This window comes from Nocardioides sp. Kera G14, from assembly GCF_020715565.1.
Taxonomy (GTDB): Bacteria; Actinomycetota; Actinomycetes; order Propionibacteriales; family Nocardioidaceae; genus Nocardioides.
This window is the reverse complement of record NZ_CP085839.1, coordinates 2,502,699-2,516,612: the sequence shown is the minus strand read 5'-3', so window position 1 is coordinate 2,516,612 and position 13,914 is coordinate 2,502,699. Positions and strand designations below refer to the sequence as shown.

General features: G+C 69.9%; 15 protein-coding genes. 5 read left to right on the top strand and 10 right to left on the bottom strand.

The window, feature by feature from the left end:
* Window positions 1-11: 11 nt before the first annotated feature.
* Genes pucL through LH076_RS16945 form a run of 8 tightly spaced genes read right to left on the bottom strand, consistent with a single transcriptional unit; the run spans window position 12 to window position 7,742 of the window.
* Window positions 12-944, bottom strand: a complete 933-nt coding sequence (gene pucL / locus LH076_RS12360) for a factor-independent urate hydroxylase (protein WP_227781031.1) — start codon at window positions 942-944, stop codon at window positions 12-14.
* Window positions 941-1,438 carry a 2-oxo-4-hydroxy-4-carboxy-5-ureidoimidazoline decarboxylase gene (gene uraD / locus LH076_RS12355; RefSeq protein ID WP_227781030.1) on the bottom strand — a complete coding sequence of 166 codons (498 nt, stop codon included), beginning with the start codon at window positions 1,436-1,438 and terminating at the stop codon, window positions 941-943. The genes pucL and uraD overlap by 4 nt, the downstream gene beginning before the upstream one ends.
* A gap of 45 nt (window positions 1,439-1,483) precedes the next feature.
* Window positions 1,484-3,022, bottom strand: coding sequence for an AtzH-like domain-containing protein (locus tag LH076_RS12350; protein WP_227781029.1), 1,539 nt, complete (start codon window positions 3,020-3,022; stop codon window positions 1,484-1,486).
* Entirely contained in the window at window positions 3,019-4,098 is a 1,080-nt protein-coding gene (locus LH076_RS12345; protein ID WP_227781028.1) for an acetamidase/formamidase family protein, read from the bottom strand. The genes LH076_RS12350 and LH076_RS12345 overlap by 4 nt, the downstream gene beginning before the upstream one ends.
* Before the next feature lie 20 nt (window positions 4,099-4,118).
* Window positions 4,119-4,562, bottom strand: coding sequence for a response regulator (locus tag LH076_RS12340; RefSeq protein ID WP_227781027.1), 444 nt, complete (start codon window positions 4,560-4,562; stop codon window positions 4,119-4,121).
* A complete protein-coding gene (locus LH076_RS12335; RefSeq protein WP_227781026.1) occupies window positions 4,559-6,199 on the bottom strand; it encodes a sensor histidine kinase in 1,641 nt (546 codons plus the stop codon). The genes LH076_RS12340 and LH076_RS12335 overlap by 4 nt, the downstream gene beginning before the upstream one ends.
* Window positions 6,196-7,365, bottom strand: coding sequence for a PP2C family protein-serine/threonine phosphatase (locus LH076_RS12330; RefSeq protein WP_227781025.1), 1,170 nt, complete (start codon window positions 7,363-7,365; stop codon window positions 6,196-6,198). Before LH076_RS12330 ends, LH076_RS12335 begins: the two co-directional genes overlap by 4 nt.
* Window positions 7,366-7,373: 8 nt before the next feature.
* The gene (locus LH076_RS16945) at window positions 7,374-7,742 is read right to left on the bottom strand and encodes a YidH family protein (protein ID WP_265333818.1); all 369 of its coding nucleotides are present in this window, start codon (window positions 7,740-7,742) and stop codon (window positions 7,374-7,376) included.
* 60 nt (window positions 7,743-7,802) lie between these two features.
* Between LH076_RS16945 and LH076_RS12320 the strand changes: the two genes are divergently transcribed.
* Window positions 7,803-8,612 carry a thioesterase family protein gene (locus LH076_RS12320; RefSeq protein WP_227781024.1) on the top strand — a complete coding sequence of 270 codons (810 nt, stop codon included), beginning with the start codon at window positions 7,803-7,805 and terminating at the stop codon, window positions 8,610-8,612.
* A gap of 4 nt (window positions 8,613-8,616) precedes the next feature.
* On the opposite strand, the gene LH076_RS12315 is transcribed toward LH076_RS12320, so the two are convergent.
* Complete coding sequence (locus LH076_RS12315) at window positions 8,617-9,606, bottom strand: hypothetical protein (protein ID WP_227781023.1); 990 nt, start codon at window positions 9,604-9,606, stop codon at window positions 8,617-8,619.
* 19 nt (window positions 9,607-9,625) lie between these two features.
* Between LH076_RS12315 and LH076_RS12310 the strand changes: the two genes are divergently transcribed.
* The 3 genes from LH076_RS12310 to LH076_RS12300 are packed head-to-tail and all read left to right on the top strand — an operon-like array spanning window position 9,626 to window position 12,650.
* Window positions 9,626-9,934: a hypothetical protein gene (locus LH076_RS12310; RefSeq protein WP_227781022.1), complete on the top strand. Its 309-nt coding sequence runs from the start codon at window positions 9,626-9,628 to the stop codon at window positions 9,932-9,934.
* On the top strand, window positions 9,931-10,842 hold the full coding sequence (gene mshB, locus LH076_RS12305; protein WP_227781021.1) for an N-acetyl-1-D-myo-inositol-2-amino-2-deoxy-alpha-D-glucopyranoside deacetylase: 912 nt from the start codon (window positions 9,931-9,933) through the stop codon (window positions 10,840-10,842). Before LH076_RS12310 ends, mshB begins: the two co-directional genes overlap by 4 nt.
* Window positions 10,843-10,853: 11 nt before the next feature.
* Window positions 10,854-12,650 carry a VanW family protein gene (locus LH076_RS12300; RefSeq protein ID WP_227781020.1) on the top strand — a complete coding sequence of 599 codons (1,797 nt, stop codon included), beginning with the start codon at window positions 10,854-10,856 and terminating at the stop codon, window positions 12,648-12,650.
* On the opposite strand, the gene LH076_RS12295 is transcribed toward LH076_RS12300, so the two are convergent.
* Window positions 12,651-13,517: a GNAT family N-acetyltransferase gene (locus tag LH076_RS12295; protein WP_227781019.1), complete on the bottom strand. Its 867-nt coding sequence runs from the start codon at window positions 13,515-13,517 to the stop codon at window positions 12,651-12,653.
* A 68-nt stretch (window positions 13,518-13,585) separates the two neighbouring features.
* Here LH076_RS12295 and fdxA point away from each other — a divergent pair, with 68 nt between their 5' ends.
* Window positions 13,586-13,912 carry a ferredoxin gene (fdxA, locus tag LH076_RS12290; RefSeq protein ID WP_227781017.1) on the top strand — a complete coding sequence of 109 codons (327 nt, stop codon included), beginning with the start codon at window positions 13,586-13,588 and terminating at the stop codon, window positions 13,910-13,912.
* Window positions 13,913-13,914 lie beyond the last annotated feature (2 nt).

Sequence of the window (13,914 nt, the reverse complement as noted above, 5' to 3'; positions counted from 1 at the left end):
CGGTCAGCTCCTCACGCGAAGCTCGGGATCCCGGCCCACGCCCTCGGCTCGGGCGTGTGCTCGTCGTTGACGACGGTGGTCTGGATCAGGCCGTAGTAGCGGTCGGACGCGTGGAAGACCTCGCCCGGGTTGTCGAGGCCGAAGCCCGAGAGGTCGACCACGAAGTGGTGCTTGTTGGGACAGGAGATCTTGAACTCCGCGACCTCCGGCACCTGTTCGAGCACGGCCCTGCCCATCTCGAAGATGGTCTGCTGCAGCGCGAAGGAGTGCACCCCGGCGAACGTGTCGAGCAGGAGCGCCTTGATCCGGTCGTAGAGGCCGTCCCAGTCCGTCGCCGGATCCTCCACCGCGGCAGGGGTGAAGCGCCACCATGCGGTGACCGAGGTCGCCATGATCCGGTCGTCGGTCTCGCCGAGTGCGGTGTACTGGTCGCGCGGGAAGCCGTGGAATTCGCTGCCGGTGGACTTCATCACGATGAGGTCCTGGAGCCCGCCGACGACGAAGCGCTCGCTGCCGTAGGTCTGGACGACGGCCGTGCGCGTCTCCTGCCCCACGCGGGCGAAGGAATGGCCCTCACCGAGGGTCCCGGCGCCGATCCGCTCCCAAGTGAACTCCTCGGCCTTGAACCAGGTCGAGTCGACGTGCGGCTGCTCGTTCCAGTAGGACGCGAGCTGGAGCAGGAACGACTCGGCCGACGTGACGCCCCATTCCCGCGCCTTGGCGTAGACGGTGTTCTTCTGCGTGTCCGTCGCGTGCACGTGGCTGTTGTCGCCCTCGGTGAAGGCACTGTCGAAGTCACCGCGCAGCTGCGTCGTCACGTTGAGGTCGTGGACGGTGTGGACCTGCCCGGCCTCGTCGGCACTCGGATAGCCGGCCGGTCGGTCGACCTTGACCAGGCGCACCTCGGCCTTGCCGTACTGGTTCTCGCCCACGCGAATGCTCATTGGAACAGTCCCTCCAGTCGGAGCAGGGCGATCTCGCCCAGCTGCTGCTTCGTGACGGCCAGCTCCGTGGCCGGGTCGTTGGTGAGGCGCTCGTCGAGGATCTCGAGGAGCTCCTCGGCGCTGCGTCCCGCCGCGCGCACGAGATAGATCCGGCCGAACCTCTCCTCGTACGCCGCGTTGCCGGCCGCAAGGCGCGCGGCGATGTCGTCGTCGCCGGAGTCGACGCCCGCCTGCTCGGCACTGCTCAACGCCGCGCTCGCGCCGCTGCCCGAGTGCCGCTGCCCGATACGCGGGTGGTCCGCGAGAGCGGTCATCACGTCGTCGTCGCTCCAGGACTCGGTGAGCTCGCGGGCCGCGGCGAGAAGCGCAGGCAGGTCGACGTACGGGCGGCCGTCGGCGAGCGCTTCGGCGAACGACGGGATCGCGACGCACGGCGCGACGAGCGTCACCGCCTCCTCACGCGTGGCGGCGTCGAACGCCTCGATGGTCGTCACACGTGCAGCATAAGAAACGGATGTTTCAGAAACGTGTCGTTCGTTTCAGCGGTGCTTCGCGGCGGCGATACGGAGCGCGAGGGCGAGCAGGTCGCGGTCGCGCCCGGGCGCTGCGACGAGGCAGACGCCGCACGGCAGGCCGTCGGCGGTGGTGAGCGGGATCGAGACCGCAGGCAGGCCTCCGAGGCCCGCGATGGAGGTGAGCCGCATGGTCGCGTCCCGCGTGGCCTGGACGTCGTCCGTCGGGAACGGAGCGACCGAGCTCGTGCTCGGCAGGACGAGGACACGGTCGCCGACGAAGCTCCGGATCGCGTCGCGGGCCTGGTCCGCGGCTTCCGCGGCGTGCTCGGCCTGGTCGTCGGTGATCCTGCTCGCGGCCTCGAAGCGGCCACGTACGTCGTCGCCGAGTGTGTCGAGCCGGGTCTCGAGCCACGCCCGGTGCACGTCCCACGCCTGGTGGGCCTGGAAGGTCACGTAGGTCTGCCGCCACGACTCGACGTCGGCAGTCCAGGACTCCTCGCTCGTCGGGACCGTGACGACGGCGAGCCAGGTGCGGATGGCGTCGGCGACCCGCGGCTCGGCCAGCTCCAGCAGCTCCGGTACGACGACGAGCCGCCGGATCGCCGTGGGCTCCTCCCTCGGGGGACGCGGGGGCAGCAGTGCCTCGCCCACACTCGCCAGGAGCTCGGGTGTGCGTGTCATCCAGCCGACCGTGTCGAAGGTCGGGGCGAGCGGAAGCAGCCCGTCGACCGGCACGGCGCCGTGCGTGGTGCGGATGCCGTAGAGGCCCTGGTAGGCGGACGGCACGCGGATCGAGCCGCCGGTGTCGGTGCCGAGGCCGATGGTCGCGTGGCCGAGGCTGACGGCCGACGCGGAGCCCGAGGACGAGCCTCCGCTGATCCGGAAGGGCGCCTTGGGGTTGGGCGGCGTGCCGTAGTGGGCGTTCTGCCCGGCGAGGGAGTAGGCGAACTCGTCGGTGCGCGCGATGCCGCGGATGCTCGCGCCCTCATCGAGGATGCGCTGCACGGCCCAGGCATGGCCCGTCTCGGGAGAGGCGTGGTGCAGCCACTCGGGGTTGCCGGCGCCGACGAGCTGACCGGCGACGGCGAAGAGGTCCTTGACCGCGACGGTCTCACCGGCGAGGTCTCCCTCGGGGTCACCGGGGACCAGGGGATCACCCACGAGGCGCCAGACCCGCGTGTCGAGGGCGGGTGCCGGCACTGACACGTGGGCCGCGGTGACCTTCCACTCCTTGCCGGCATCGCCCTCGACCTTCGCCCACAGCTGGGTCTGCTGCCCGCGTCCGCCCGAGGCGAGCTCGGTGATGGCCACGATCAGGGCGTGGTCGGCGTCGATCGCCTGCACATGGGTCTGCACGATCCTGCGCCATGGCGCGCCGCCGGTCGGGACGGAGCGACCGCTGCGGAAGGCGCTGATCGCGTCGTGGCCGACGAGCAGGCCGTTCGCATCACCACGCAGGGTCGCCGGGCCGGGCGCGAAGAGCCGGTCGAGCTCGGCCACGTCGTTGGCCATGAGCGCCTTCTCGTAGGCCCAGAACGCCTGGGTGAGGTTCTGTTCGGTCACTCGAAGTCACTCTTCCTGATCGTGGCGTGCACGCCCTTCACCACGTCGACGACCTGGCTGATCCGGAAGTCGGTCGCGGCCGAGAGGTAGGCGTAGGCGAGGCGCTGGTCCATCCCGAAGCGTGCCTGGATGAGGGCGATCGCGGCACGGACGGCGTTGCGCATCGCCTCGTCGAGGTCCTCGTCGAGCCCGGTCGGGACGAGGAACTCGCTGGTCTCGGCGAGCGGACCGGTGACCTCCCCGAACCGGGCCAGTGCGTCTTCGCGGGGGACCACGTCGAGAGTGATGGTGGCCCTCAGCGACGCCTCCATCGCGGTCAGGCTGACCTCGCCGTCACCCTGCGCGAAGTGCGGATCGCCCACGTAGGCAAGGGCGTTCGGCACCTGCACGGGTAGGTAGAGGGTCGACCCGGTGGTGAGCAGCCGGATGTCGATGTTGCCGCCGTGCGGCCCCGGAGGCACCGAGTGCGGCCGGTCGCTGCCCGGCACGGCGACGCCCATGATTCCGAGGAACGGCGCGAGCTCGAACTTCACGAACGACTCCTCGACGCTCGTCTGGTCGAGGTTGCGGGGGAGGAGTCCGTGCACACCGTCCACGCTCACGGTGGCGAAGGCGCTGAAGACCTGGGCGCCGTCGAGTGGGTAGGTGTCGGGGAGGGCACCGCGTCCGTGGCGGTTGGAGATGACGCCGTACGGCACCCGCGGCTGCGTGTCGTCGACAGTGATCGCCAGGAGGTCGCCCACCCGCGCACCGGAGACGGCGATCGGGCGGCTGACGACGTGGGGCCCATCGACTCCGAAGGTCCGCGGGTAGTCGCTGCGGGCCAGCTCGATCGCGTCGGTCAGCACTTCGGTCGCACCGTGGCCGCCGAAGAACGCCTCGGGGTCACGTCCCTGGTCCTCGAGGATCCCCTCGTGGCTGAGCGTGTCGACGGTGACCTGCGTGCCCGGATCCACGGTGAGGACAGGGGCGTCGGCCTCGCACGGCAGCCGTCCCCACAGGCTCGTCTCGAGTCCCGACGGGAGGTACGTCGACGCCGTGATCGGCCCCGTTCCCGGCTGCAGCGCTGCGCTCATGCGCAGAGCCTAGGGGTGTCTCAGAGTCGGTTGGGCAGGCGCACCACGGTGACGAAGAACTCGTCGATCTGCCGCACGGCGGCGATGAACTGCTCCAGGTCGACCGGCTTGGTGACGTAGGCGTTCGCGTGGAGCTTGTAGCTGCGCAGGATGTCCTCCTCCGAGGACGAGGTGGTGAGGACCACGACGGGGATGGAGGAGAGCTCGGGGTCGGACTTGATCACCTGCAGCACCTCGCGCCCGTCGTACTTGGGCAGGTTCAGGTCGAGCAGGACCAGGTCGGGGCGGGGCGCGTCGGTGTGCTCACCACGGCGGTAGAGGAAGTCGAGTGCCTCCTCGCCGTCCCGGGCGACGTTGAGGGTGTTGCCGATCTTGTTGTCCTCGAAGGCCTCACGGGTCATCAGCTCGTCCCCCGGGTCGTCCTCGACGAGCAGGACCTCGATGGGGGCACCGGCGGCGCTCATGCGTCGCCTCCTTCCGCTGTGATGACAGGTGGTTGCTCATGGAAGTGTGCAGGAAGGGTGAAACACATACGGGTGCCGCCCGCGTATTCGGTGTCGACCCAGATCCGTCCGCCGTGGTGATCGACGATCTTGCGGCACAGCGCGAGGCCGATTCCGGTGCCGGCGTAGGCCTCGCGGCTGTGCAGTCGCTGGAAGATCACGAAGACCTTGTCGGCGAACTCCGGTGGGATGCCGATGCCGTTGTCCGTGACGGAGAACTGCCAACCGCCCTCGGGTTCGGCCTCGGGGTCGGGCTCGCAGGTCACGGTGATCACCGGCGCGGTGGCGGGTGCGGCGAACTTGATCGCGTTGCCGATGAGGTTCTGCCACAACATGATCATCAACGTCGGGTCCCCGGGGAGGTGGGGCAGTTCCGCGGGCCGCTCGATCCGGGCGCCGGACTCCTCGACGAGGGAGTCGAGGTTCTCCAGCGCCTTGTCGAGCTGGACGTCCAGGGAGATGTCGCGCTTGTGCTCGGTCGTGCGTCCGACGCGGGAGAAGGTGAGCAGGTCGGTGATGAGCACCTGCATCCGCTTGGCGCCGTCGACCACGAAGTCGATGTACTGCTTGCCGCGCTCGTCGAGGTTGTCGGAGTACCTCTTCTCGAGGAGCTGGCAGAACGAGGCGATCTTCCGCAGCGGCTCCTGCAGGTCGTGCGAGGCGACATAGGCGAACTGCTCGAGCTCGGCGTTCGAACGACGCAGCTCCAGCGCCTGGGCATCCAGGCTGGCCGCCTGCTCGGCCAGGTGCCGCTCGGCCTCCCGGGCCGCGGTCAGTTCGGCCACGATCCGGCGCCGCATCGCCTCGACGTCGTCCGCCATCGCGCGGATGTCCACCGGTCCCGTCCCGGAGATCTGGTGGTCGAAGTCCCCGTCCGCGATCCGACGCGACGAGTTCCGTACCTGGTCCAGCGGACGCACCACGAGGGCCCGCATCAGGAGCGTCACGACCAGGCCGACGGCGAAGAGCGCGGCGATCAGCGCGATCAGCACCCACTGACGCTTCTCGCGCGTGTCGTGGACCGAGTCGAGCGCAACCTTCTGGCTGGCGACGAGATCCGAGCTCTGCTTGGCGAAGAGTGAGCGGATGTTGTCGAAGGCATTGCGCGCCTCGAGGGCCGAGCGTCGGTCCACCGGCCGGGGATTGCCGGGGAGGACGGAGCCGACAAGCGGTTCCGCGTAGGTGACGCGCCAGGAGTCCGCGGCCTTCTCGATGGCGGAGAGGTCCGCGAGGACCTTCTCCTCGTGCGGCAGCAGTCGCCTGATCTCGGCGGCGGCGCTCGCCTCGCTCTTCTTGCCGTCCGTGTAGGGCTGGAGGAACTGGGGATCCGCCGTCATCGCGTAGCCCCGGAGACCGGTCTCCTGGTTGATCAGGGCGGCCTGGAGTTTGAGGGCGTCGAGCTGTGCCGGCTGGACCTTCTCGATGACGCGGTCCGACGAGCGGTTGGTCTGCGCGAGCAGCGTCGCGGCGAGGACGGCGCCGATCACGACGATCGCCGCGAGCAGCCCGAGGACGAGCAGGAGGGTGCCCTGGACGGTCAGTCCGCGGCGCCCGCTGCGCGCCAGCACCGGACGAGCGGCGTCGGTGGTGGACGTCATCGATCCCGCCAGGTCAGGTGGACGACGGCGAGGTCGTCGTCCAGGCCGCCGTACGGCTCCGAGAGCTCCTGGGTCCGGGCGATCAGCGCGTCGACGAACTCCTCAGGATCCGCTCCTTCGAGCTCGCGAGCGACCGTCAGGAGGCCCTCCTCGCCCAGTCGCTCTCCGTTGTCGTCACTGATCCGGCCCTCGAGCAGGCCGTCGGTGACGAGGAGGAGCTCGCCGTCCTCAGGGAGGGTCAGCTCGTGGACCGGCCAGGTCGCGTCGTGGAGCACGCCGAGCGCCGGGCCGCCCGGCACCTCGATCAGTTCGACGGACCGGCCGGTGCGGACGAAGAGCCCCGGGTGGCCGGCGCGCAACACCCGGACCCGCCGGCGGTCGGCCAGCAGTGAGACGTGGGTCAGCGTGGCGAAGATGTGCTCCTGGGCGCGCTCGGCGGCGAGGATCTGCTCGAGCTGCCGGAGGGTCTCGACGCCCTCGACGCCGCTGAGGATCAGGGTGCGCCAAGCGATCCGGAGGGCCACGCCGAGCGCGGCCTCGTCCGGCCCGTGGCCCGAGACATCACCGATGAGTGCCTCGATGGTGCCGTCGGGCCGCTCGACGACGTCGTAGAAGTCGCCGCCCAGCAGGGCCTGGGCGCGACCGGGGCGGTAGCGGCTCGTGACGCTCATCGCGCTGCCCTCGGCCAACAGCGGCGTGGGCAACAGCCCGCGCTCGAGGCGGGCGTTCTCCCGGGCCTGGAGCTCGCTGGCGCGCAGGGCGACCGTCGCCAGCTCGCTCTGCTTGCGCTGGGTCGCATAGCGGACTGCTCGACCGAGGGACTCGGGATCGACGCGTCCCTTGACCAGGTAGTCCTGGGCGCCGGCGGCGACCGCGGCGAACCCGGTCGACTCCTCGGCGAGCCCGGTGAGGACCACCACGGGGACACCGTGGGCGAGGACCTGGATCCGTGCCAGCGCGCCCATACCGGACGAGTCGGACAGATGGAGGTCGAGCAGGATGCAGTCGGGTCGTCGGGACGCCACGGCCTTCTCGGCGTCCGCCATGGACCGGGCCCAGGCGAGGCTCATCGAGGGGCGGCAGTCGGCCACCAGTTCCTCGACCAGCAGGGCGTCACCGGGGTCGTCCTCGATGAGAAGGACGAACGGCTCCTCCTCGATCCACATGGGGAGATTCATAGCAGGACGAAGGCTAATGCCAGCACCATGGCGAGAACGGCCACGCCCACGGCGATCACCCGGGTCTCACCGAAGCCGGGGAGCGGTAGGCCGAGGCGCATGGCCCGTTCGGTCGCTGCCCACCGTCGCGCCGCGTTGAGCGCCGCGGCGCCGCCGGCCGCCAGTACGAGGACGACGAGGACCTTCCGGACCCAGGCGGTGTCGGGCACCTTGAGGGAGTGCAGCGCCACCGCGCCGGCGATCAGGCCGAGGCTGGTCCGGATCCACGCGAGGAAGGTCCGCTCGTTGGCGAGGCTGAAGCGCGGGTCCGGCTCGCGACCATGTCCGTAGACCGACTCCGGTCTGCGCTCCTCGGGTGCACCCATGGCAGCAGTGTGGCGGATCCGGCTACGGCGGGCATGTTACCGATGAGTAGGTTAGGGCCCATGGCGCAGTACGACGACGACATCGCAGTCACTCCCACGAACGACCCGACGCGACTCGCAGCGACGCTCGACGAGCGCTGGACCGTCGGCGGCGGCCTCAACGGCGGCTACCTGTTGGGCGTCGTCGGCAGCGCGATCCGGACCGTCGTGCCGGCCAAGCCCGACCCGATCACCGTCAGCGCCTTCTACCTGGGCCCGGGCACGCCCGGCCCCGCCGAGGTCCACACCGAGATCAAGCGCGACGGCGGCTCGCTGGCCGTCGTCGCGGCCGACCTCGTCCAGGAGGGCCGGACGCGGCTGTCCGCGCTGGCGACGTACGCCGACCTCGGCTCCTTCGAGGGGTCGGTCCGCACCACGGCGATCGAACCGGAGCTTCCGCCCGTCGAGGAGTGCGTGTCGACGCTCGACCTCGGGGAGCAGATGCGGAAGCGAGCGCCGATGTACCAGAAGTTCGAGATGCGCTTCCCCAAGGACGGCCTGGGCTGGGCGATGGGCCAGCCCAGCGGGCGCGGCGAGATCGCCGGCTGGTTCCGCTTCCGGGACGGCCGCGAGCCGGACGCCTTCAGCCTGATCACGATCTGCGACCTGCTCCCGCCGGTCGCCTTCGACCTCGGCCTGCCGGGCTGGTCGCCCACGCTCGAGCTGACCGTGCACGTCCGGGCCGTGCCCGCGCCGGGGTGGCTCAAGCTGCGTCACGCCTCGCGCAACCTCGCCGGCGGGATGTTCGAGGAGGACTGCGAGATCTGGGACTCGGCCGGGCGTCTCGTCGCGCAGAGCCGGCAGCTCGCCCGCACTCCGCGCGGCGTCTGAGGGCTCAGCGGAACCAGCGGCGCTTCATCGCGTAGACCCAGCGCCTGCCCGGGTGCTCGGTGACCGACCAGAACCGGCCCGTGGGCGGGTGGTAGGTGAGGTCCTCCGGCCCGGGCGGGGTGGACCAGCGCAGCGACTTCCAGCCGCCGCCCGGATGTCCGACGACCACCTCGCCGGGAGTGCGCCTCCCGTGCGAGACGGTCGCGTAGTAGACGCCGTCGACGACGACCGCACCCTGCATCTGCGGCACGCCCTCGCCGACCTCGATCGCCTGCGCCTGCCCGTCAGGCCCGAGCACCAACAGGCCGGTCTGCTCGTCGAGGGCGAAGCGCGCGATCCGCGTGGACTTCCCGAGCCGGCCGTACTCGCCGACGACCAGGGCGGGCACACGGTCGGTGCGATCGAGGGAGAGGAAGGAGTAGCGCAGCATCTCGTCGTGCTCGCCCGCCGTCGCCTGGTGGATCGTGCGCAGCGGCAGCACGTAGGCGTAGCCGAGCTCCTCGGTCGGGTCGTGCATCAGGTCGTCGACCCGGAAGGTCAGGAAGCCCTGACGGGTGGCGGCGACATGGAGCCAGCGTCCGTGCCACACCAGGCCGCCGGCGTGGACCATCACCGGGCGCATCCGGCCGCGGGAGGTCGCATCGACCAGCAGGACGTGGCGGTAGCGCCCGGTCCTGAGATCGAGGAACGTGACACGTGAGCCCTCGCCCTTGTTCGAGTACCAGGAGACGACGAGCACGTTGTCGGCGTAGCCGGTGTGCCAGGAGTGCGCGACGCCCTGCGGGAACCAGGTCGGGTCGCTGCGGTCGTGCTTGTCCCAGACGAAGGCTCGCCGGACGGCCAGCCCGGGCGCGAGTGTGCGGCGTGCCTTCTGACCGAGATCACTGAGCACGCCGGCGACGCCCACCCGCCCGCCGCCGAGCGACTCGAGGTGCGAGGCGAGCGCCGCGACCTCGTCGGCTCGCTCGTCGCCACGACTCAGGTGCAGTGCCACGTCGCTAATCTCACCACCTATGGAACCTGCTTCTCAGCCCCGCGCGGTCTTCTTCGACGAGGACGACGCCCGGGCTGTCCTGGCGCGGCTGCGCCGAGACGGCTGGGACGCGTCCCTCGCGCGCGAGCGGTTCCAGGGTGAGGACGACGACGAGGGCCACCCGTGGATCGTGACCTCCGAGGCGCCGCTGCTCCTCCTCGAGCTCCTCGTCGACGAGTACGACGGCTGGCTGGACGAGCCCGCCCCGCCGGCCAGCTCGCTGCCGCCGCTCACGCTTCCCGCGGCACCCAAGCGGATCAAGCGGCCCGACCTACACTCTGACGAGTGACCGTCCCCGATCAGCGACTGCTCCTCATGCACGCCCACCCCGACGACGAGTCGATCGGGAACGGCGCCACGATGGCGAAATACGTCGCTGAGGGCCGTGGCGTGACGCTCGTGATCAGCAACGCCGGTGAGCGCGGCGAGGTGTTGGTGCCCGAGCTCGAGCACCTCGCGTGGGACCGCGACGACACGCTCGGTGAGCACCGGCGGGGCGAGCTCGAAGAGGCCATGAAAGCCCTCGGCGTCACCGACCACCGCTTCCTCGGCGGCTTCGGCACCTACAGCGACTCAGGCATGGAGTGGCACCCGGACGGCCACGCCATCGCCGGCTCGGACTCACCCGACAACGCCTTCTCGAAGGCCGACCTCACCGAGGCCGCCGACAAGCTCGTCGAGATCATCCGGGAGGTCAGGCCGCAGGTGCTCGTCACCTACGACCAGTTCGGCGGGTACGGCCACCCCGACCACATCCAGGCCCACCGCGTGGCGATGTACGCCTCGCAGCTGGCCGGCGTGCCGTCCTACAAGCTCGATCTCGGTGAGCCGTGGGTGATCTCCAAGATCTACTGGTCCGCGATGTCCTGGTCGGCGATGCGCGAGGGCATGAGGCTCATGCGGGAGGCCGGTCACGAGTCGCCCTTCGGCGACATCGACCTCGACGGCCCGCCGCCCTTCTTCGCGGTCGAGGACGACGCGATCGCGGCCCAGATCGACGGCACCGACTACTTCGACCAGAAGATCGCCGCCCTGCACGCCCACGCGACCCAGATCGCCGCCGACGGGCCGTTCTTCTCCATGGCGAACGCCCAGGGCGGCTCGGCCTTCGCGATCGAGAGCTACCGGCTCGCCGTCGGGACGAAGGGCCCGGTCGGCCCCGGCGGGTTCGAGGAGGATCTCTTCGCTGGTCTGTAAAGTCCCCGGGCGTGGGGGACCTCTTCTCAGACGACACGGCGGAGCGGCCGGCGATCACCGATGACGGCGAGAAGCCCCGGCGGCAGCGGTCGGGTTTCGGAGCGTTCCTCGCCATCCTCGTGGGGCTGGCCGTCATCGTGGGTGGCGCTTGGGTGGCCGCGTATGCCTTCGCCGGTGACAGGATACCGCGCAACACGACGGTCGCGGGCGTCAACATCGGCAACCTGTCGCCGGAGTCGGCCAGGCAGAAGTTGACGAAGCAGATCGGCGCCCGCGAGAAGGACGCGATCCCGGTCACCGTCGGGGACCAGACCGTCCAGGTCACGCCCTCCAAGGCCGGCATGGCCCTCGACATCGACGCCACGGTGGACAAGGCGACGACCAGCAACAGCTGGAACCCCCGCGACCTCTGGAACCACTACACCGGCGGCTACGACGTGGATCCCGTCGTCACCGTCGACGACGCGAAGTTCGCCAAGACCGTCGCGCAGGTCAACGCCAAGGTCGGCACGCCGAAGAAGGACGGGGCCGTCAGCTTCGGCAAGGACGGTGTGCAGGTCACGGACGCAGTCATGGGGAAGGGCGTCGAGGCCGAGGCGCTGCGCTCGGGGCTCGAGACCGCCCTCACCTCGCCGGCCGACGCCGACGTGAAGACGGAGCTGCCGCTGGTCGACGACGTGCCCGACATCGACTCCACGGATGTCCAGCAGGCCGTCACGACGTTCGCCAACCCCGCGATGGCCGCGCCCGTGACCCTGATGTTCGGCAAGTCGCCCGTGCAGCTCTCGCCGTCGCAGTACGCCGGCGCCCTCTCACTCAAGCCCTCCGGCGGCAGTCTCGTCCCGGCGGTCGACAAGGCCGCGGTCGCCGCGCTGATCAACGCCGGCACCGCGAGCCGCAAGGACGCCCCGCAGGACGCCACCGTCACGATCAGGAACGGCAAACCCGTCGTCGTACCTGCGAAGCCGGGTGTCAGCTTCGACCCGACCCAGGCCGCGCAGATCTTCGAGAGCCTCCTCACCAAGCCGGACGGTCAGCGCACCGGCACGATCACGTCCAAGGTGGCGGAGCCGAAGATCTCGACCGCCGAGGCCACGTCGTGGGGGATCAAGGAGAAGATCTCGACCTTCACGACCTATTTCCCGTACGCCGAGTACCGCAACATCAACATCGGCCGGGCCGCGGAGCTCGTCAACGGCACGGTGCTCAAGCCGGGTGACACCTTCAGCCTCAACGGCATCGTGGGCGAGCGCACCAAGGCCAACGGCTTCACCGAGGGCTGGACGATCCAGGACGGCGTCTTCAAGTCCGACCTCGGGGGAGGTGTCTCGCAGATGGCGACGACGACCTTCAACGCGATGTTCTTCGCCGGCCTCCAGGACGTCGAACACAAGCCGCACTCGCTCTACATCTCGCGCTACCCGATCGGCCGCGAGGCCACGGTGGCCTGGGGATCGGTCGACCTGAGGTTCAAGAACAACACCAAATACGGCGTCCTCGTCCGTGCCGCCGTGAAGCCGTCGACCCCGTCGAGCCAGGGCGTCGTCACCGTGTCGATGTGGTCCACGAAGATCTGGGACATCACCACCTCGACCGGCCCGCGCTACGCATCGACCCCGTTCAAGAAGATCACCGACACGAGCGGAAACTGCGAGACGACCAGCGGAGCCAACGGGTTCCAGATCGACGTGAAGCGCTACTTCCACCACGTCGGCAGCGCGGCCGTGGTGAAGACCGAGAACTTCCACACGACGTACAACCCGCAGAACCAGGTGACCTGCAAGGGCCCCGTCTCCGCCCCGGACTGATCAGCCGCCGGGCGCCAGGTAGCGGCAGGTGTGGTGCGTGACGAAGCCCAGTCGCGCGTAGAGCGTGAGGGCCGCTGCGTTGTCGGTCTCGACGTGGAGCCACGCGGTGAGGGCGCCCTGCTCGGCGCCCCAGTCGACCAGCTCGCGGAGGACGCGCCGGGCGAGTCCCTGGCGGCGGGCCGTCTCGTCGACGTGGAGGCCGTGCAGGCCTAGCCAGTCACCGTCAATCGTGGCCCTGCCGCCGGCGTGGGGGAGCTCGACGGTCACAGTGGCGTCGGCAACCTCGAACCTCGGTGACTCAGAGTCACCTGGTGACTCTGAGTCACCGAGGTTCAGGGTCCGCCTCAGTCGGGAGAGGGCGATGAGCTGGAAGTGCGCCTCGCCGCGCTCGAGCTCCGTCCACCCTTCGTCCCGGAGCGCGGACTCGATGGACGAGTCGGCCTCGACCTGGGCCATGACGGGTCGCTCACGGGACGCGTAGAACTCACGCAACCCCTCGAGTGCCTCGTCGAACGGCACGCCCGGATCCCCCATCGCGAGGACCGAGTTGGCGCGCTTGATCAGCCGGCCGACGGGATGTGGGTCCGAGCGCAGTTCCCAGTCACCCAGGGCCACCCGCTCGACGCCCGGCCAGATCGCCTCCGAATGGCTCTCCGCCTCGCGGGCCGAGACGCGCAGCCTCATCGAGGGGCGCGGCGGGACCGGCTTGCCGGAGACGATCAGCTCGATCGGGATCTCCACCGCCGTGCCCGAAGAGGGCTGCACGACGCAGACGCCGTCACTCCACGACGTACAGACTCCGAGGACGTCGGTGAAGGCCGGGCCACCTGTCGGGCCGGTCTCCCCGGGGACGATCCGGCGCACCACCACGCGGGTCCCTACGACATGTGGACCTAGGGCGGAGGAGGGCACCGCGACAGACTAGGCTGAGGCCCATGACCTACGTCATTGCCCAGCCCTGTGTGGACGTCAAGGACCGTGCCTGCGTCGACGAGTGCCCCGTCGACTGCATCTACGAGGGCAAGCGGATGCTCTACATCCACCCCGACGAGTGCGTCGACTGTGGCGCCTGCGAGCCGGTCTGCCCGGTCGAGGCGATCTACTACGAGGACGACACCCCGTCGGAGTGGAAGGAGTACTACGACGCGAACGTGAAGTTCTTCGACGACCTCGGCTCGCCCGGTGGCGCCACCAAGATGGGTGTCATCGACAAGGACCAGGAGTTCATCGCGGCCCTCCCGCCGCAGAACACCGACCACTGATC

Excerpts from the sequence above, each read along its gene's own strand:
- pucL (WP_227781031.1), bottom strand. The coding sequence starts at position 944 with ATGAGCATTCGCGTGGGCGAGAACCAGTACGGCAAGGCCGAGGTGCGC.
- LH076_RS12345 (WP_227781028.1), bottom strand. The coding sequence starts at position 4,098 with ATGAGCGCAGCGCTGCAGCCGGGAACGGGGCCGATCACGGCGTCGACG.
- LH076_RS12340 (WP_227781027.1), bottom strand. The coding sequence starts at position 4,562 with ATGAGCGCCGCCGGTGCCCCCATCGAGGTCCTGCTCGTCGAGGACGAC.
- LH076_RS12335 (WP_227781026.1), bottom strand. The coding sequence starts at position 6,199 with ATGACGTCCACCACCGACGCCGCTCGTCCGGTGCTGGCGCGCAGCGGG.
- LH076_RS12330 (WP_227781025.1), bottom strand. The coding sequence starts at position 7,365 with ATGTGGATCGAGGAGGAGCCGTTCGTCCTTCTCATCGAGGACGACCCC.
- LH076_RS16945 (WP_265333818.1), bottom strand. The coding sequence starts at position 7,742 with ATGGGTGCACCCGAGGAGCGCAGACCGGAGTCGGTCTACGGACATGGT.
- LH076_RS12320 (WP_227781024.1), top strand. The coding sequence starts at position 7,803 with ATGGCGCAGTACGACGACGACATCGCAGTCACTCCCACGAACGACCCG.
- LH076_RS12310 (WP_227781022.1), top strand. The coding sequence starts at position 9,626 with ATGGAACCTGCTTCTCAGCCCCGCGCGGTCTTCTTCGACGAGGACGAC.
- fdxA (WP_227781017.1), top strand. The coding sequence starts at position 13,586 with ATGACCTACGTCATTGCCCAGCCCTGTGTGGACGTCAAGGACCGTGCC.